The organism is Streptomyces sp. NPDC057099 (assembly GCF_042671245.1).
Classification (GTDB): Bacteria; Actinomycetota; Actinomycetes; order Streptomycetales; family Streptomycetaceae; genus Streptomyces; species Streptomyces purpurascens.
Genome location: NZ_JBHUTX010000003.1, coordinates 387,531 through 404,920 on the forward strand (window position 1 = coordinate 387,531; position 17,390 = coordinate 404,920).

Here is a 17,390-nt window from a genome sequence, read left to right on the forward strand (position 1 = left end):
CCCATGGAAGATCTTCCTGAGAAACTGAACCAGGATATTTTATTTCAGCGGCTGCGCGACTTCGGCATCTCCACGGCGACCTCGTCGTACGCGCCGATCGGCTTCGGGGATTATCACTGGCACATCACCGGTGACGACGGACAACGGTGGTTCGTCACCGTCTCCGATCTCGAGCACAAGGAGCACTGCGGCCAGGGCGCCGCAGCGGCGCTGCGCGGCTTGCGGCGCGCCATGGACACCGCGTTGCACCTGAGCGAGCAGGACGGTCTGGGTTTCGTGGTGGCGCCCCGGACCACAGCGGACGGCAGTTCCCTCCTGCGACTGGACCCGCGCTACGCACTGACCGTCTTCCCTCATGTCGACGGCCGTCCGGGCGAGTTCGGTCAAAAGCTGACGGGTCAGGAGCAGGACCAGGTGCTGGAGCTGCTCGCGAAGCTCCACAGCCGGACCCCGCCGGAGACCACCCCGCACACCGACCTGGCGCCGGCCGGACTGCACGGCGTGCACACCGCTCTGACCGAGCTGTCCGGCATGTGGACGGGCGGACCGTTCTCCGAGCCGGCCCGGGAGTTGCTGGCCGGTCAGGAGGCGACGCTCCGTCGGCGGCTGTCGGAGTTCGCCGAACTGGTTGCCCGGGTACGCGGCCGGGGGGCACCGCTCGTCGTCACGCACGGCGAGCCGCACCCGGGGAACCTGATCCTCGGTGACCACGGCTATCTGCTGGTGGACTGGGACACGGTGGGGCTGGCGGTACCTGAACGGGACCTCTCTCTGATGTCGGGGGATCCGGCGGTCCTCGCCCGCTATACGGAGCTGACCGGACATACGCCCGACCGGGCCGCGCTGGCGCTCTACCGGCTCCGATGGAGCCTGCTGGACGTCGCGGAGTTCGTCGAGTGGTTCCGTGGGGAGCACCGGCGCACATCCGACACCGAAGCTGCCTGGCAGGGTTTCGTCGACACCCTCGACCATCTGCACAGCGACGCGGCGAGTTGACCGCGTCCCCGTCGCAGGCGGCTCCCTGGGAGCGGGCCTGCCAATGATGCTGTGGCACCTGAGGCGCCGGCCCCGGCCAGAGGGGCCGGCGCGCGTCACGGGGTGGCTGCGACCGGGCGCCCGAGCGCCGACCGTGCCCGGCGAGATCGCGGGGAGCGGTCCCGCTGGTGTTCGACTGGGCCCAGGAGCCAGTTGCACACCGGGGCGGCCACCCGTCGCGGCTGGACTGTTCCTGCTAGTCCCTGACAGCTTCCTCAGCCAGCTCGTGCGTCTCCAGTTGAGCGGCGAATTCGTTCCACGCCTCCGCGCACTGCCGTACGGCGACGGACAGATTGGGCACACAGTGGTGCGGGATCCCCTGGATCAGTCGGTTCCGCTCACCGACCAGGATCAGCCGTGTCTCCAGGAGCCGCAGGACGAGCCGGCCGGACTCGGTGAGACGTACGGAGGGATCGCTTCTGAGGCCGTGGAGGAGGGTCTCGTAGTGACGGGAGCGGACCATCTGCTGGTGCTGCTGCGCGGCAGACCGGACGGTGCCGGGAGCGGCGGTCTCCGGGGCGGGGTGCCACCGGTCCTGCGGCTGCCTGCGGGCAGGCACCGGGTCGTCGCCGTTCGCGATCCTGTTACGGACATCGCGCACCGTGCTGGGCGAGATGCCCGCGACCCTGGCGACCTCCCGCAGTGACGCGCTCGGCTTCTCGCGGAGCACCTGCGCGGCCTGCTCGCGGCCGGCGGCGCTGTTCACCGGGCGTACACGTCCGTCCTGGCCCGTTCTGGCCGTCTGCCCGGAGTGGTCCCCCAGACCGGTACGCCGGATCTCCGCGACGGCCTTCCGGGACAGCCCCGTCGTGCAGGCGACCCGCCTGTCGGACCAGTCGGGGTGCGAGGTCATGATCCGGGCCGCCGCGTCGGTCCGCTCCTGAACGGTGAGGGGCAGTCCGTGCCGGACGTTCTTCTCGACCGCGTGCGCGAACGCCTCCTCCAGCGTTCCTTCGAAGAACACGACGTTGATTTCCGTCGCGTCGCGCATCTTGGCGGCCTCCAGACGGTGCACACCGTCCACCACGCGCATCGTCCCCCGGTGCACGGTGATGGGCGGAAGGCTGTCCTCCAGCTGGGCCAGCATCTTCACATGGTCGGAATCGACAGTGTGCGATCTCGGTGAGTCGCAGAGGAGTAACTTCTCGATGGATAAGGAAATTGATTCACTCCTGCATTTCGATGGTTCCGTCGCACCGCTGTGCGCAATGTCCAGCATGAGCCCAGAAATCCTCCGTCTGAACACTGATCACCCGACCAGTAACTTACCTACACACCACGAAACCTCTTTTGCTGCCTCACATTCCGAAGTTGAGACGAGTCAATTACCGTCCGCTTGTGACCATCATCAGATCCGTGACAGGCGAACGTCAATGACAGGCGAAATTTTCCCCAAGTTTTGGTCAAGTCTGTGCGCAGCTCCCGGGGTCTAATCGGGGTTCGGGTCGCGGTGCGAAAGGTGCAGGTCGCGGCGGTGTGGAGTGGAGCGGAGCGCTCCGCCGGACACCCTCATTCGCCTCGACGCCCGGACACCGTCCTCCCGATCGACCTCGTGAGGGTGGCCGAATGAGCGCGCGTGGAGTACATGCCTGCGGTGGCTGTGCGCTCAAGGTGTTCACAGAACTGGCGTGACATCCACACGCGTTTCCGGCACGCGGAGGACAATTGGGTGCGGGCCGCACCCGGTGACCGGTACGGCCCGCACGCTCTCACGCACCGTGCGGTGCGAACTCCATCATCGTCAGGCCGGCTTCGAGCGGCTTCGCTGAGCAAAGGCTGAGCCCTTCACTCTCCCCCAGCGCGGCGAACTCGTCCGCGGTGCGCTCCTTGGCGCCGAAGAGGACCATCATCTTCAGGTCCATCTCGGTGAACTCCAGCAGGTCGTCCTCCTCGGCGCCGGTCCGGTCGATGACCAGTACCCGGCCCCGGAGCCCGGCCACCTCCGCGCACCGGGCGAGGATCTTGCGGGCATCGGAGTCGTTCCAGTCGTGCAGCACGTGCGCCAGCACGTACACGTCCGATCCCTCGGGCAAGGGGTCGAAGAAGCTGCCCGGCGAGAACGACACACGGTCCGGGAAGCCCGTCAGCGTCGCCTTCCCGCCCGGTACGGAGCCGGGAAGGTCGACCAGCGTCCCGCGCAGTCCGGCGTGGGCGCCCAGCAACTCCTTGAGCAGGGCTCCGTTTCCGCCTCCGACATCGGTCACCCGGCCCACCCGGTCCCAGTCGTGCTGCGCGGCGACCTCGGACATCCAGATCCCGGCGTCGCTGCTCATCATCCGGTCGAACTCCTCGACCCGGCCGTGCGCGTGGAGGTCCTCCCAGAACGACCGCCCGTAGACGCTCGTGTAGCCGTCCGCGCCGGTCCGCACTGCATCCAGGAGACCAGCGGAGTACACCGCGTCGAACCGCCCGGCGAGCCCGTTCAGGTCCATCCAGATCCGCAGGCCCATCGGGTGATCGTCAAGCAGCGGCTCGGCCGTGGCGTTCATCGCGAACGTGCCCGGTGCCTGCTCGATGAACACCCCGCGACAGGAGAGGAATCGAAGCAGTCTGCCCAGCGCGTCCTCGTCGGCGCCTGCCTCGGCGGCCAGAACGGCCACGGGTTTTGCCTCGTACCGCAGCAGGTCCGCCAGCCTCAACGTGGCCGCCACCCGTGCCGCCCACGGGGCCACCACATCGGCCATGCCACCCAACAGTGTGGGTTCGGATTTCGTCGCGTCCTCGAATTCACTCGTAGACGAAGGCATGCCTCTTTGTCACAGGTCTGACGCCAATGCGGTCGCGTGTGCGACCACGACGAATGCGCACAAGGAGGGATGGGCCGGCCTCGATTCGTCAGCGGGTTTCGGTCGCTGACGGGTGCAGCTGTTCATCCGTAATGTCCTCTGCCACTGCAGGGCCGAACAAGCCCCGGTGGTGGGGCTGGGGGCGTTCTGACGGGCCTGGCGGCGGACTCGGCACCGCCGCCGTGGGAACTCGGCTTGTGGGCTCACTCGCCGCGTGCGTGCCAGAACACTTCTCGGCGCGCCGCCGACTCGGCCGCCGATACCGCGAGCGGCCCGCCTGAGTCGGCGGCGGCGCGTCCTGTCTCTTCCCGCGCCACTCGACGAGCCCCTATCTTCCCGTGCTGCACGTATACCTGCAGCACGGGAAGAACGGGCACTTGCCCGCGTAGTTCGGTCCCAGGAATCCGGTCACCACACCGGGTTCAACCGTGAGCGACACGTCGTCGAGGGCTGTCACCTGCCCGTACGGCGCGACGATCATGATGTCCGTCCCTTGGCTGCTCGCCGGGCCGTCCGGTGGCGGGTGCCGCCAGACCGAGCCGCACCAGTTCCCCGGGCCGGATGGAACGGAAGCGTTTTTCGTCGAGGCCGGCCGTGGAGTTGTCGGTGAGCCGTCCAACATGTGGTCGCCGATCCGCTGGTGTCTTCTCAACGGGTGCGACGGACGTCAGCGCCCGATCGGCCGGCGGCCGCCGCGGTGGCGGGCCGCCGGATGGATCGATCAGGGCTGGAAGGGCATCGTCCAGCAATTGAACGCGGTCCGTTCGCCCTCCAGTCGGTCGGTGGGCCAGGAGATCGCCGTTCCCTGGTCGGTAAGGAGGGGGGGCGAGTTGGTTGGTAAGGATCCTGTCGCCGAGGTTGGGCAGGTCAACGGCCGCGTAGGTGACGTTGCCGCCCCGTCCGGCGTCGTTGAGGTTCGCCTCGGTGACACTGCGCAGGTGGGGTAGGTCTGAGAGAAGCCGTTGATCGCCTAGCCAAGAGCGCTGACCAGGGCGCTTCCGTCGATCCCCTTCATGACCCCGGTCATTGGCGGGTGGCGCGCCCGCATAGGCACTGGCCAGTTGGACGTCGGGCGTGTAGGTGGGCTGGAGTTCGGCCGCCGAGGGGTCGTGTCCCTTGTCGTGGTGTAGCCGATCATCCGGCGGTCGTGTTGGTGGTGTTGGGTAGCGCGGGGGCGCTTTCTGGGCGCTCGGAGGGGTGGAGCTGGTCCATGCTTCCCTCGGGCAGGTAGCGGCGGGGGAAAGGCGATCCATTCGTCGTGCAGTTCGAAGAGCACGGCGGTGACCAGCCGCAGGAGTGCTTCGTCGTAGGGGAAGACCTGGACGACGTCGGTGCGGCGTTTGACCTCGCGGTTGATCCGCTCGAGCGGGTTGGTGGACTGGATCTTCTTCCAATGTCGCTCCGGGAAGGCGGCGAAGGCGGTCAGGTCGTCCTTCGCCTCCAGCAGCATGTCTTTGACCTTGGCGAACTGTTTTCCGAGCATGTCGGCGACGGTGTCGAGCTGGGTGCGGACCGCATCCGCGGTGGGCTGGGCGAAGATCGTGTGGATCGTGGCGGCGGCCGTCTCGGCCGCTTCCTTGCTGATCACGCTGAACACGTTGCGCAGGAAGTGAACCCTGCAGCGCTGGTAGGCGGCCCCGAGCATGACCTTGCGGATGGCCTTGACCAGCCCCAGGTCGTGGTCGCCGATGACGAGCCGGACCCCGGTCAGACCGCGTTCGCGCAGGTGACGCAGGAAGTCGGTCCAGAACACCTCGGTCTGGCTGTCGCCGACCATCACACCCAGTACCTCCCGGCCGCCGTCCTCGGTGATCCCGGTGGCGATCACCACAGCGCGGGACACGATCTGGTGCTCGACCCGCGCCTTGCAGTAGGTCGCGTCCAGATAGACGTACGGGAAGCGGACGTGGTCAAGGGGCCGGGCGCGGAACGCGGTCAGCTGGCCATCCAGGTCCTGGCAGATCCGCGAGACCTCGCTCTTGGAGATCCCGGTGTCCGCGCCGAGGGCCTTGACCAGGCCGTCGACCGGCCGCGTCGACACGCCGTGGATGTAGGCCTCCATGATGACCGCATACAGGGCCTGGTCGATGCGGCGGCGTCGCTCCAGCAGTGCGGGAAGGAAGCTGCCCGACCGGAGCTTGGGTATCGCGAGGTCCAGGTCGCCGGCCTGGGTGCTGAGCGTTTTGTCGCGGTGGCCGTTGCGAAACGCGGTGCGCGTGTCGGTGTGCTCATTCCACTCCGCGCCGATCCGGGCCGTGGCCTCGGCCTCGATCAGCTCCTGGAGCAGCCGCTCGGCCACATGGCGGACCAGCTCGAGCCCGTCCGCCGAACGTAGTGACTCAAGCAGCCGCAGTAAGTCATGCTGAGACAGGGCCATCCTGCACCTCCTGCGTTGAACTGCGCGTTCACTACGGAGAGTTGCACGATGGCCCACCCTGCGGGCAGGGAGCGAAAACCCATCGGCATACGCCCCCAGCGCACTCCCTCACCTTGATCGACTAAACCACGTCAAGGGACGCCATCACGGATCTGCCTCGTAGCGTCGGCGGTGGTGAAGATCTGTGCCTAGAGCGAAGATGTCGCCCTCGGGGGGGGGCGGGTAGCTGTACGGCAGCGTCCGCAGATGTCCAGCCGGTGCATCCTGGTCATGGCGTCGATGCGTCTCACGGAGCGTCTGGCATCAGAGCCGTGCCCGCGAGTGGGGACCAGTTGGGGACCACACGGTGTGCGCGATGGTGCACGAGGGAAACTTCCACTCACCTCCTGCGTCATGATTAGGTCTGCTATATCCGTAAAATACCCTCGACGCTCACTCCTGGGGGTCAAGGGGTCGCAGGTTCAAATCCTGTCGTCCCGACTTGTGAGAGTCGCGAGTGAGGGCCGGTTTCGGAGGCATCCGAAACCGGCCCTTCGTCATGCAGTCCTGATCTTGTGCAGGTCCGGGCACGGCGCTCGGGTTCAGCCGATGTCCAGCACGATCTTGCCGGCGAGAGCCGCGAGGGCGGCGAGGGCGGCGAGGTCCTCGGGAACGGGCCGGGTGAACACGTGGTGTCCGCCGAGCCGGGTGACCTCGGGGTCGACGATCGAGGCGACCCGGGAGGGTCCTTCAGCAGCTTCTGGGAGACGGCGACGGCGTCACCGCCCACGCAGTCCACGGCGGCGTCGACGCGGGACGCGCCGGAAACGGCGAGGACCTCGGCGCGGGCCCACCGCGAGGCCCTGCGCACAGCGGCGGCCGACTGACCGGCCACGTCACCGGCGGATCAGGGCTAGGGTCTAGCAGCCCGCCTCGACGCCGCTGTTCGCGAACGAGTCGACGCGGATCGAGTAGCCGGCCCCGGTGGTGAGGTCGGGGCGGCTTCCGTGGCCGTCCTCCGCGAGGCCCTCGGCGGTGAGGAAGACGATCCGCAGGGCCACTCTCTTCTTGGTGAAACAGAGGTCGTCGGACACGGCTTCGGGGGCCGGAGCCCATCCGTCTCGTTCCGCTGCCGTCCGGTAGTGCGCGGCGACCTCGGCCTCCGTGCCGGGGAAGGCGTAGGTCCGGTCGGCGTACACCGAGACATCGCCGCTGTCCGCCCAGCAGCCGGCGTCGACCTCCTCGAAGCCCCGGGCGACGGTGGCCCCGGCGGGCCGGGAGTCGAGGATGCCGAGCGCGGCCAGCTCCTTCACCCGGTCGTCGGTCCCCCCACAGTCCCTGGCGAGGTCCTGTAGCGCGCAGCCGGTGAGCGTTCCGACCGCGAGAACGATCGACAGGAGCAGGGGTATGGGGCGGGTGGTGCCTGTCCGTAAAGGCAAAGCGGGCTCCGCGACGAGGGTCAGGACGGAGCGGGTCCGCCAGGCCGACAGCTGTCCGTGCCGCTCCGGAGCGGCACGGCCCGGTTCTGCCCGGGAGCCGTCATCCTCGCATCGCTCCTGAAGTGAGCGTGACCCTTTGACGACATCTCCGGCCTCAGTCCTCGGGGATGACGACGTCGAACCGCTCGGGGCTGGTGACGTCGGGGTCCGGGCCGCCGCGGACCCCCGTGTCGAGTGCGTCCAGGGCGGCGAGCTCCTCGGAACTCAACTCGAAGCCGAAGACGTCGAAGTTCTCGGCGATCCGGGTCGGGTCCTGGAGCGTGCTGCGTCCGGTGCCGTCCTTGTCCCAGTGGAAGGTGATCCCGCCGATCGGAGACCACGCCTGCGTGAGGACGCCGTGCTCGGCGTTCGCCTTCTCGACGTCGGGCTGGGTGAAGTACGGGTGCAGCTCGACCTGGTTCACGGCCGGGACGACGCTGGTGCGCTCCACCGGTTCCGCGAGGTGATGCGGCATGAAGTTGCTGACGCCGATCGCCCGGGCCCTGCCCTCCTCGTAGAGCTTCTCCAGTGCCTGGTAGGCGGCGACCGTCGTGTCGAACCGCTCCGGCACCGGCTGGTGCGGGAGCAGGAGGTCGAGCCGGTCCACCCCGAGCTTGCGGGTGCTCTTCTCGAACGCGTGCAGCGTCTCGTCGTATCCGTAGTCCGTGACCCAGACCTTGGTCTCGAGGAACACCTCGGAGCGGTCCACCCCGGAGCGGCGCGGACCTTCGCCGACCTCTAGAAGACCCGGAAGCCGAGCACCGGCAGGGTGATGCCGTTGTCGAGGGTGAGTGTGCTGTTCTGCCGCGGATCAGTCATGCGTTCCAGTCTGTGAGCCGTGTGGACCTGCGGGCCAGCCGGAAGGGGGGCCCTGTCACACCCCTGAACACCGCTCCCCGGCACAGCGCGGTCTGCCAGGTGGTGAGCATCGGCAGCACGCTGGCACCTGGTCCAGGAATCCGAACGACGAGGAGCGGACGATGCGGCACATCAAGCTGGGAGACCTGGAGGTCTCCCGAATCGGTCTGGGCGCGATGTCGATGTCCCACGCCTACACCGGGGCGGGCACCGACGACGCGGAGTCGATCCGTACGATCCACCGGGCACTCGACCTGGGTGTCACGCTGATCGACACCGCCGAGGTCTACGGGCCGTACACCAACGAGGAGCTCGTCGGCCGGGCGCTGAAGGGGCGCCGCGACGGCGTCGTGCTCGCCACGAAGTTCGGCTTCATGTCGCACACGGGCCGCGAAGGCGGCATCGACAGCAGCCCGGCGAACATCCGCATCGCCGTCGAGGGATCCCTCAAGCGCCTGGGCACGGACCACATCGACCTCTGCTACCAGCACCGTGTCGACCCGGACACCCCGATCGAGGACACCGTCGGGACCCTGGCGGAACTGGTCGCCGAGGGCAAGGTCCGCCACATCGGGCTGTCCGAAGCCGGCGTGGAGACCATCCGGCGTGCCCACGCCGTCCACCCGGTGGCGGCCCTGCAGTCGGAGTACTCCCTGTGGACTCGTGATCCGGAACCGGAGGTGCTGCCGCTCCTGCGGGAGCTGGGTATCGGCTTCGTGCCCTACTCGCCGCTGGGCCACGGCTTCCTCACCGGACAGATCCGCTCGACCGACGACTTCGACGACACCGACTGGCGCAAGAACAACCCGCGCTTCACCGGTGAGAACTTCCAGCGCAACCTGCGCCTGGCCGACGAGGTCAGGGCCGTCGCCGACGAAGCCGGCGGGACACCCGCGCAGGTGGCCCTGGCCTGGCTGCTCGCCCAGGGCGACGACATCGCCCCCATCCCCGGCACCAAGCGCGTGCAGCGGGTCGAGGAGAACAGCGCCGCCGACGGCATCGTCCTGACCCGCGAGCAGATCGAGAAGCTCGACCAGCTGCCCGCAGCGGCAGGTGACCACCACGACGAGGCGGGCATGCGTCTGCTCGGCCGGTGACAGGCACGACGTGTGGCACGACGGCGGGCGTCGCGGCTCCCGTGAGGAGGTGGAGGCCGCGGGGCGTCCCGAACACCTGTCACAGGGCCGCTTCAGCCGCTGCCTTGATCCGGGCGCCGAAGGCGGGGGCATCCTTGCGGGCGGCGGTGAGAGCCAGGCCGACGAGGAGCTTGCCGAGGCCGTGGCCCTCCAGCACGTTGTAGATGCGGACCCGGGTCCTGCCACCGGCCAGGGGCTCCAGGTCGTAGCCGCCTTCGTCGGCCGTCACGCTGTTCTTCGACACCTCGGCCCACCGGATCCTCACCGGCGCCTCGAGGTCGGTGATGCGGAACTCCCTGGCTGATTTCATCCCGGCGTCCTTGACCGTGCTGCGGAAGACCGTTCCCACGCTGGTCGGGGCATCGGGAACCCGCTCGATCTTGAGCACGCGGGGGCTGAACTGCGGATCGTTGCGTCCGTCGGCGAGGTAGTCGAAGACCGCTTCGACCGGCCGGTCGATCTCGATGGTCGCTTCGAACTGTCCTGACATGAGCACTCCTCGATCGTCCACCCCGACCCGCACGGGCCCGGCCCGATGATGGCGGGCCGGTGCCGAGTGCCGTACAGGAAGGCGCGTCGCTGTCCTGATCCGTGTGGGGTCAGTGGTGCTTGTCGACCGCCCGGAAGCTGCCGACCAGCGCGAAGGGCACCACGGCCCCGTCGAAGACCGTCGTGCCGGGGATCGCGCTGCTGGAGTTCCGAGGCCCGATGGTGGCGATCGCGGAACCGTTGTCGCAGGTGATGCCGATGAAGAATTCGACGGTCCTGTCACTCTCGTTCCGGACGTTGAAGCTGGTCGCGGGACTGCTGATCACGGCGGTGCACACACCCGGCTCGGCCGAGTACATCCGCTCGTTGACGTGAACTCGTCCGTGGTCGTCGTTCCCGTGGCTGTAGCTCGACTGGTCGTCGCCTCCCAGGGGCGCGGACGCGGCGGCCTGCTGGACCGACAGGGCGGACTTCGGGGCCGGACTGGAAGCCGAGGCGTAGTTCACGCCGGCTGCAGCGAGGACAGTGATGCCCACCGACAAGGCGATCGCGACAACGGTACGCGTGCGCATTCCGTTTTTTCTCACAGGCATTCCGTTTCTCCATATCTCATGGTTGTCAGCTGAGCGGCCGACCATGAATGAACATACGCATGCCTATTCCTGTCGCCACCTCAGGGATTTTCGAGGGGCGACGAAAAGGGGCCGATCGGGTGTTCGAAGGTTCGGGGTCGCTCTTGTGATGTTCCATCAGAAATGCTGAAACGAAAGGCACTTGGTGAGGCGGCTGGACCGCCCGGGGGATCCGGCTGACGCTCTGTCACACGGTTGCTGGCGTGTCGTGCGGGGAAATCACGCCGTGCAACGGATATCGACCCCGTGCCCGCACGACGTCACCGCCGCGCCGCGTACAGCTCCCGCCTCGACGTCGTGAAGCGTGCGAGGGCCTCCGCGAGGGGGGTGACGCCGATGCCGGGGGACGTGGGTACGGGGAGGTGGCCGTCGTGGAGGGTGAAGGGTTCCGTGATGTCCTCCGCGAAGTAGCGGCGGGAGGCCGAGGTGTCGCCGATGAGGGTGCAGCCCGGGAGGGCGGCCAGCGCCAGGTTGGGGGCGCGGCCGATGCCCGTCTCCAGCATGCCGCCGCACCACACCGGCACGCCGTGGGCGGCGCACACGTCGTGGATGCGGCGGGCTTCGAGGTAGCCGCCGACGCGGGCCGGCTTGACGTTGACGACCCGGCAGGCGTCCATCGCGATCGCGGACGCGGCGTCGCGCGCCGAGTGGATCGACTCGTCGAGGCAGACCGGGGTGCGCAGACGCTGCTGGAGCCGGGCGTGGGCGTGGAGGTTGTTCTCCTCCAGCGGCTCCTCGATCAGCAGCAGCCCGAAGTCGTCGAGGGTGCGCAGGTGGTCGGCGTCGGCGAGCGTGTAGGCGGTGTTGGCGTCGACCTGGAGCGGCAGCGCGTCGCCGAAGCGTTCGCGTACCGCGCGCACCGGCTCCACGTCCCAGCCCGGCTCTATCTTCAGCTTGATGCGGAGATAGCCCTCGGCGAGGTAGCGCTCCACGTCGTCCAGCAGTTCGGGCACGGAGTTCTTGATGCCGACCGAGACGCCCGCGGGCACCCGTTCGTGCACCGAGCCGAGGAACGTCGCCAGGGACATCCCGTAGGCGCGGAGTTCGGCGTCCAGGAGGGCGGTTTCCAGGGTCGCCTTGGCCAGCTCATGGCCCTTGACGGAGGCCATGGCGGGGGCGACGGCCGCCGCCGTCGGTGCGGGGAGAGCGGCCACGGGCGGCAGTAGGAAGTCCCGGACGACCATCTCGGCGCCCGCGACGAACTCCGAGCAGTACAGGGGCTCGGGGTCGGCGGCGAACTCCGACCAGCCCTCGGCCTCGTCGGTCACCACGTGCAGCAGGAAGGTGTCCTTGCTGGTCATCGTCCCGAACGACGTTCGGAAGGGGGTGACCAGGGGGATGGCGACGTGGAGCAGTTCCACGCGTTCGAGCTTCATCGCTGCCTTTCGTGGGGCGTTTTGCAGGACGAACGGGTCAGCAGGTACCAGCCGTCGCGTGACATGGCCGTCGCGCGCAGGCCCTCGGCGTACGCCTCGGTGAACACCCCGCGGACGGCGTGCCGCCACGCGAGCGCCAGGGCCGGGTCGGCGGCGCGCAGCGCGACGATGTCCTCGGGCACACGGCACCACAGCCGGTCCGCGTCGCGCAGGGCGAGCGGTCCGTCGTCCGGTGCCCGGTTCACGACGTCGGCCGCCGAGCGGTCCGCGGCGGGGTCGTCCGTGCGTGTGGTCCCCGTCGTCAGGTCCCACGTGATGGTCAGCCGGTCGCTCTCGTCGCCGTCGTTCACGCCGTCGTTCATCGGCCCGTAGAAGTCGACCAGGTACTCGCTGCCGACCGCACCCAGCTTGACCAGGTTGAAGCGGGCGTTGCGGCGGACCAGCGGGTCGAAGGTCCAGCGCATGGTGGTGGCGCCCCGCTCCAGCGCCCACAGTCGCTGCGCCTGCTTGACCGCGAAGCCCACGCCCCGGCCCCCCGAGATCGCCGCCGCGACGAACGAGTACACGTCCCGCTCGGCGGGGGCGCCGAACACCGCCACCGCCGCCCCGGCGAGCCGCTCGCCCGACGGTCCGGCGGCGTACGCGGCGTGCACCGCGCCACCGGCGTGCACCAGGCTGTGCAGCACCTCGGCCGGGTACGGCGGGGTGGCCCTGGGCGTCTGCCACACGTCGGCGAGGAAGTCGGCCACGGCGTGGATACCGGCCACGTCGTGCACGGTCCGGACCGTGACCGCGGCGGTGCGGGCCGCGGCGTCGGCGATGCCCGCCCAGGGGCCGAGGGGTGTGCCCCCGGCCGTGCGGGGTGCTTCCGCCGGCCCGGACCCGGCGGCGCTGATCGTCACAGGTGTCATGCGGTGAGTCTCCGTCGCCGGGGGGCCGGCGGCCGTTGTCGGCAGGCACAATGAAGGCACGTGCCTCTGTTGCGATCGGCCAAGGCCGGCCGGGATCATCGCCCGACAGAATCCCGCCGCCCCCTCCGTACCCCACCGTCCCAGGAGCCCGACCACCCATGGACGCCCGCACCCTCGAGGAACTGACCGGCACGCTCGGCGAGCCCCTGCTCCGTGTGCTCGCCGCCCCGGCGGACGGCCTCGCCACGCCCGTCACCGAGATCCTGCTGTACGGCCACGGGGACACGTTCCCGCGCAGCGCGCCCGGTGCCCTGGTACTGGCCGTCGGGCTGCCGCCGGGCCGGATCGAGCCGCTGGCGCGCGACGCCGCCGCGGCCGGGGCGGCCGGACTCGTCGTACGGGGCGGGGCCGCGCAGCCCGAAGCGGTGGCCGCGGCGGAGGCCCACGGCCTCGCGCTGCTCGGCGTCGACGAGGACGCCGCCTGGCATCACGTCCATCTGCTGCTGGCCTCGGCGATCGGGTCCCGGCCGGGACCGGGGGACAGCGGAGCGGCGTTCGGGGACCTGTTCTCGCTGGCCAACGCGGTGGCCGCGGCGGTGGGCGGGGCGACCGTCGTCGAGGACGCCCGGCAGCGGATCCTGGCGTATTCCACCCTGCCCCGGCAGGCCGTCGACGAGGCCCGGCGGCAGGGCATTCTGGGCCGTCAGGTGCCGAGCAGCCCCGAGAACAGCGAGCAGTACCGCGTCCTGTTCGCCGCCCCCGGTCCCGTACGCCTCGCCGCGCTGGACGGCGAGGAGCTGCCGCGGCTCGCCGTGGCGATCCGCGCGGGCGGCGAGACGCTGGGGTCGGTGTGGGTCGTCGACGACGGACATCTCGGCCCCGATGCCGAGGAGGCGCTCGCCCGTGGCGCGTCCACGGCCGCCCTGCTCCTGCTGCGGGCGCGGGCCGGTGAGGAGCTGTCCCGGCAGCTGACGAGCGACCTGCTGCGCCGCCTCCTCGACGGCAGCGCCGATCCGGCGGGCGCCGCGCACCGCCTCGGCCTCGCCGAGGGAACCCCGGTACGGGTCGTGGCCTTCGCCCTCGACGGCGCCGGGTCCACGCCCGACGAGGAACAGACCGCGCTGCGGCTGCTCGACCTCGTGCGGCTGCACTGCGAGGCGCGGTACGGGCGGCACGCGTGCGTGCTGCTCGACGGGCGTGTGTACGCGCTGCTGCCGGTGACCGGTGCGGAGCCGAGCGGCTCGGACGGGCGCAAGGAGCGGCACCGGCGCCTTGCCGAGGACATCGTGCGGCGCGCGGCCAAGGCGCTGCGGATGCGGGTGCGGGCCGGGCTGGGCGAGACGGTGGCGGAGCCGGCCGCCGTGCGCGGCTCGCGGGACGACGCCGACCTGGTGCTGCGAGTGCTCGGCCCGGGGGAGGACGTCGCCGCCGTGACGGAGGTACGAGCCCGGGTCACGCTGCTGCGGCTGCGGGAACTCATGGACGGGCGGCGGGAGTTGACGGCCGGGTCCTGGCGGGAGGTCCTGGCGTACGACGCCGGGCACGGCACCGACTACGCCAGGACCCTGGTGTGCTGGCTGGACGCCGGGGGCGACGTCGCGCGGGCCGCCGGGCTGCTCGCCGTCCACCCCAACACCTGCCGGTACCGCCTCCGACAGGCGCAGCAGCACCTCGGTGTCGATCTGGACGACCCGGACGAGCGGTTGGTGCTGTGGCTGCAGTTGCGCACGCTCGGAGGGCTGCGCGGCACCGGCCTGGCCTGACACCCGGGCAGGGTCGGTCAGCCGCTCAGCCAGGAGGCGAGCCGCCGCTCGCACTCCCGCAGTTGCCCGACGGTCACATACTCCCCGGCGGTGTGCGCCAGCGTCGGGTCGCCCGGGCCGTAGTTGAGCGCGGGCGTGCCGAGCGCGGTGAAGCGGGCCACGTCCGTCCAGCCCAGCTTGGGGCGGGGAACCGCACCCAGCGCCGCGACCAGCGAGGCCACCGGCCCCTGGCCGAGGCCGGGCAGGGCGCCCGGCACCACCTCGGTGACCTCCACCTCGTACTCGGGGAACAGCGCGCGCAGATACGCCGTGGCCTGCTCCGGCGAACGGCTCGGCGCGAAACGCAGGTTGACGCCGATCACGCAGGTGTCGGGGACGACGTTGTCGGCGATGCCCGCGCGGACGGCGACCGCGTTCAGCCCCTCGCGGTACTCCAGTCCGTCGATGACGATCCGCTCGGCGCTGTGGTCGTCGAGGCGCCGGAGCACGGCGGCCGCTCGGTGCGCGGCGTTGACGCCCCTCCAGGAGCGGGCGGTGTGGGCGCGCTCGCCGCGCACCGTGATGTCCGCGTTCAGGACGCCCTGGCAGCCCGCCTCGACGCCCGCGTCGGACGGTTCCATGAGGATGGCGAGGTCCGCTTCGAGCAGGTCGGGGCGGTCGGCGGCGATGCGCTGCAGGCCGTTGCGGTCACCGGCGACCTCCTCGCACTCGTAGAAGACGTACGTCACGTCCCGCACCGGCGCGGCGAGGACGGCCGCGAGCCGCAGGGCGACGGCGACGCCGCCCTTCATGTCGCACGCCCCGAGCCCGTACAGCCGCTCGCCCTCCAGCCGGGAGGGCAGGTTCCCGGCGGCCGGGACGGTGTCCAGGTGTCCGGCGATGATCACGCGCTCGGCGCGGCCCGTATCGGTGCGGGCCACGACGGAGTTGCCGACGCGTACGACGCTGAGGTGCGGGTGGGCGCGCAGCGCGGACTCCACGGCGTCGGCGAGGCCTGCCTCCTCGCCGCTCTCGGAGGGGATGTCCACCAGGGTTCTCGTGAGATCCACCAGGTCCACCGGGTTCGCGGCCGGGTCGAGCGGGATCATTCCGTGCTCTCCTTCTCGGGTGCGGGTCGGCCGAGCCGGGAGTGCCGGATGCCGTAGAGCAGGTAGACGGCCAGTCCGACGGCCATCCACGCGCCGAACGCGATCCAGGTGTCGGCGCCGAGTCCCCCCATCACATAGCCGCAGCACAGAGTGCCCAGCGTGCAGGTCAGGGGCGCGAGCGGTACCCGGAAGCTGCGCGGCGCGCCCGGGCTGCGCCGGCGCAGGATCAGGACGGCGGCGTTGACCAGCGCGAAGGCGAAAAGGGTGCCGATGCTGGTGGCGTCGGCGAGCGCGCCCAGCGGTACCAGGGCGGCGAGCACCATGACGAACGCGGACACGATGACGATGTTGGCGCGGGGCACGCCGGTCCGTGCGTGGACCTTGGCGAACAGCGGCGGGACGAGCCCGTCGCGCGCCATCGAGAACAGGATGCGGGTCTGCCCGTACTGCACGGCGAGTACGACGCTCGTGGTGGCGACGACCGCCCCGACGGACAGCAGGACGGGCCACAGGGTGCCACCGCCGACCGCGTGGACCAGCACCTCGCTGAGGGTGGCCTCGGTGCCGGCGAACCGCTGCCACGGCATCGCGCCGACCGCCGCGACGGCCACCGCGCAGTACAGCGCGGTGATCAGCCCGAGGGAGAGGAGGATGGCGCGCGGCAGGTCGCGCTGTGGGTTCTTCGCCTCCTCACCGGCGGTCGAGGCGGCGTCGAAGCCGATGTACGAGAAGAACAGCGAGGCGGCGCCCGCGCTCACCCCGGCCATGCCGAGCGGGAACAGCGGCCGGAAGTTGCCGGCGCGGAACGCGGTGAACGCGACGGCGCAGAACAGCACGAGGGCCGCCACCTTCACCGCCACCATGACGGCGTTCACGACAGCGCTCTCCCGGGAGCCGCGCAACAGCACCACCATGGCGAGGGCGACGATCGCGGCGGCCGGGACGTTCAGCACACCGCCCGCGCCGGGCGGGGCGGCCAGCGACGCGGGCAGCGTCCAGCCGACGGTGAGCTCCAGCAGCTCGTTCACGTACTGGCCCCAGCCGACCGCGACGGCGGCCACCGAGACGCCGTACTCCAGCACCAGACACCAGCCGCACACCCAGGCGACCAGCTCGCCGAGCGTGGCGTAGGCATAGCTGTACGAGGACCCGGCACCGGGGATCATGCCGGCCAGCTCGGCGTAGGACAGGGCGGAGAACAGCGCGGTGAGCCCGGCGAGCACGAAGGAGAACACCACGGCCGGGCCCGCTTCGGGCACCGCCTGGCCGAGCACGACGAAGATCCCGGTGCCCAGCGTGGCACCCACACTGAGCAGCGTGAGCTGGGTGAGCCCCATGGTCCGGCGGAGCTGACCGCCGTCGGCCTCGGCCACCAGATCGGCGATGTCCCGCCGCCGCGTCAGCCTGCCGCGGATACCGGCCTCGTCAACGGATCTCCGCGGCCTGGTTCGCACACTGTCCACGCGTTCACTCCTCTCACGA

At 70.2% G+C, this 17,390-nt stretch carries 13 protein-coding genes and 3 pseudogenes; 4 read left to right on the top strand and 12 right to left on the bottom strand.

Translation table 11 applies throughout. The features are described from left to right. The first annotated feature begins 3 nt into the window (after positions 1 to 3). A complete protein-coding gene (locus ACFT4A_RS06385; RefSeq protein ID WP_382826463.1) occupies positions 4 to 996 on the top strand; it encodes a phosphotransferase in 993 nt (330 codons plus the stop codon). 235 nt (positions 997 to 1,231) lie between these two features. On the opposite strand, the gene ACFT4A_RS06390 is transcribed toward ACFT4A_RS06385, so the two are convergent. From ACFT4A_RS06390 to ACFT4A_RS06405, 4 genes and pseudogenes are all read right to left on the bottom strand, one after another. Then, positions 1,232 to 2,122 (bottom strand): ParB N-terminal domain-containing protein, encoded by an 891-nt coding sequence (locus ACFT4A_RS06390; protein WP_382826465.1) that lies wholly within the window; start codon positions 2,120 to 2,122, stop codon positions 1,232 to 1,234. 622 nt (positions 2,123 to 2,744) lie between these two features. Further along, complete coding sequence (locus tag ACFT4A_RS06395) at positions 2,745 to 3,719, bottom strand: methyltransferase (RefSeq protein WP_382826467.1); 975 nt, start codon at positions 3,717 to 3,719, stop codon at positions 2,745 to 2,747. Positions 3,720 to 4,542: 823 nt separating this feature from the next. Continuing rightward, a pseudogene (locus ACFT4A_RS06400) lies at positions 4,543 to 4,936 on the bottom strand (lipase family protein); the annotation flags it as partial. A 19-nt stretch (positions 4,937 to 4,955) separates the two neighbouring features. After that, positions 4,956 to 6,198 (bottom strand): annotated as a pseudogene (locus ACFT4A_RS06405) (IS256 family transposase). A 554-nt stretch (positions 6,199 to 6,752) separates the two neighbouring features. On the opposite strand from ACFT4A_RS06405, the gene ACFT4A_RS06410 reads away from it, so the two are divergent. Beyond that, on the top strand, positions 6,753 to 7,064 hold the full coding sequence (locus ACFT4A_RS06410; protein ID WP_382826469.1) for a hypothetical protein: 312 nt from the start codon (positions 6,753 to 6,755) through the stop codon (positions 7,062 to 7,064). A gap of 33 nt (positions 7,065 to 7,097) precedes the next feature. On the opposite strand, the gene ACFT4A_RS06415 is transcribed toward ACFT4A_RS06410, so the two are convergent. Continuing rightward, complete coding sequence (locus tag ACFT4A_RS06415; RefSeq protein ID WP_382826471.1) at positions 7,098 to 7,616, bottom strand: hypothetical protein; 519 nt, start codon at positions 7,614 to 7,616, stop codon at positions 7,098 to 7,100. 154 nt (positions 7,617 to 7,770) lie between these two features. Next, positions 7,771 to 8,376, bottom strand: a pseudogene (locus ACFT4A_RS06420) (aldo/keto reductase); the annotation flags it as partial. Between the two features lie 259 nt (positions 8,377 to 8,635). Here ACFT4A_RS06420 and ACFT4A_RS06425 point away from each other — a divergent pair. Next, positions 8,636 to 9,610: an aldo/keto reductase gene (locus ACFT4A_RS06425; RefSeq protein WP_382826473.1), complete on the top strand. Its 975-nt coding sequence runs from the start codon at positions 8,636 to 8,638 to the stop codon at positions 9,608 to 9,610. 79 nt (positions 9,611 to 9,689) lie between these two features. Here the strand turns inward: ACFT4A_RS06425 and ACFT4A_RS06430 are convergent, their stop codons facing one another. From ACFT4A_RS06430 to ACFT4A_RS06445, 4 genes are all read right to left on the bottom strand, one after another. Next, the gene (locus ACFT4A_RS06430) at positions 9,690 to 10,139 is read right to left on the bottom strand and encodes an SRPBCC family protein (protein ID WP_382826475.1); all 450 of its coding nucleotides are present in this window, start codon (positions 10,137 to 10,139) and stop codon (positions 9,690 to 9,692) included. A 109-nt stretch (positions 10,140 to 10,248) separates the two neighbouring features. Then, complete coding sequence (locus tag ACFT4A_RS06435) at positions 10,249 to 10,710, bottom strand: hypothetical protein (RefSeq protein ID WP_382826477.1); 462 nt, start codon at positions 10,708 to 10,710, stop codon at positions 10,249 to 10,251. Positions 10,711 to 11,030: 320 nt separating this feature from the next. Further along, positions 11,031 to 12,146: an o-succinylbenzoate synthase gene (gene menC / locus ACFT4A_RS06440; RefSeq protein ID WP_382826479.1), complete on the bottom strand. Its 1,116-nt coding sequence runs from the start codon at positions 12,144 to 12,146 to the stop codon at positions 11,031 to 11,033. Then, positions 12,143 to 13,057: a chorismate synthase gene (locus ACFT4A_RS06445; RefSeq protein ID WP_382826481.1), complete on the bottom strand. Its 915-nt coding sequence runs from the start codon at positions 13,055 to 13,057 to the stop codon at positions 12,143 to 12,145. The genes menC and ACFT4A_RS06445 overlap by 4 nt, the downstream gene beginning before the upstream one ends. Before the next feature lie 158 nt (positions 13,058 to 13,215). Here ACFT4A_RS06445 and ACFT4A_RS06450 point away from each other — a divergent pair, with 158 nt between their 5' ends. Next, complete coding sequence (locus ACFT4A_RS06450) at positions 13,216 to 14,820, top strand: PucR family transcriptional regulator (protein ID WP_382826483.1); 1,605 nt, start codon at positions 13,216 to 13,218, stop codon at positions 14,818 to 14,820. Positions 14,821 to 14,837: 17 nt separating this feature from the next. Here ACFT4A_RS06450 and dapE read toward each other — a convergent pair whose 3' ends face one another. Together dapE and ACFT4A_RS06460 are read right to left on the bottom strand one after the other, a co-directional pair. Continuing rightward, positions 14,838 to 15,908, bottom strand: coding sequence for a succinyl-diaminopimelate desuccinylase (gene dapE / locus ACFT4A_RS06455; protein ID WP_382826484.1), 1,071 nt, complete (start codon positions 15,906 to 15,908; stop codon positions 14,838 to 14,840). After that, positions 15,905 to 17,371 carry an amino acid permease gene (locus tag ACFT4A_RS06460; protein WP_382826486.1) on the bottom strand — a complete coding sequence of 489 codons (1,467 nt, stop codon included), beginning with the start codon at positions 17,369 to 17,371 and terminating at the stop codon, positions 15,905 to 15,907. Before ACFT4A_RS06460 ends, dapE begins: the two co-directional genes overlap by 4 nt. Positions 17,372 to 17,390 lie beyond the last annotated feature (19 nt).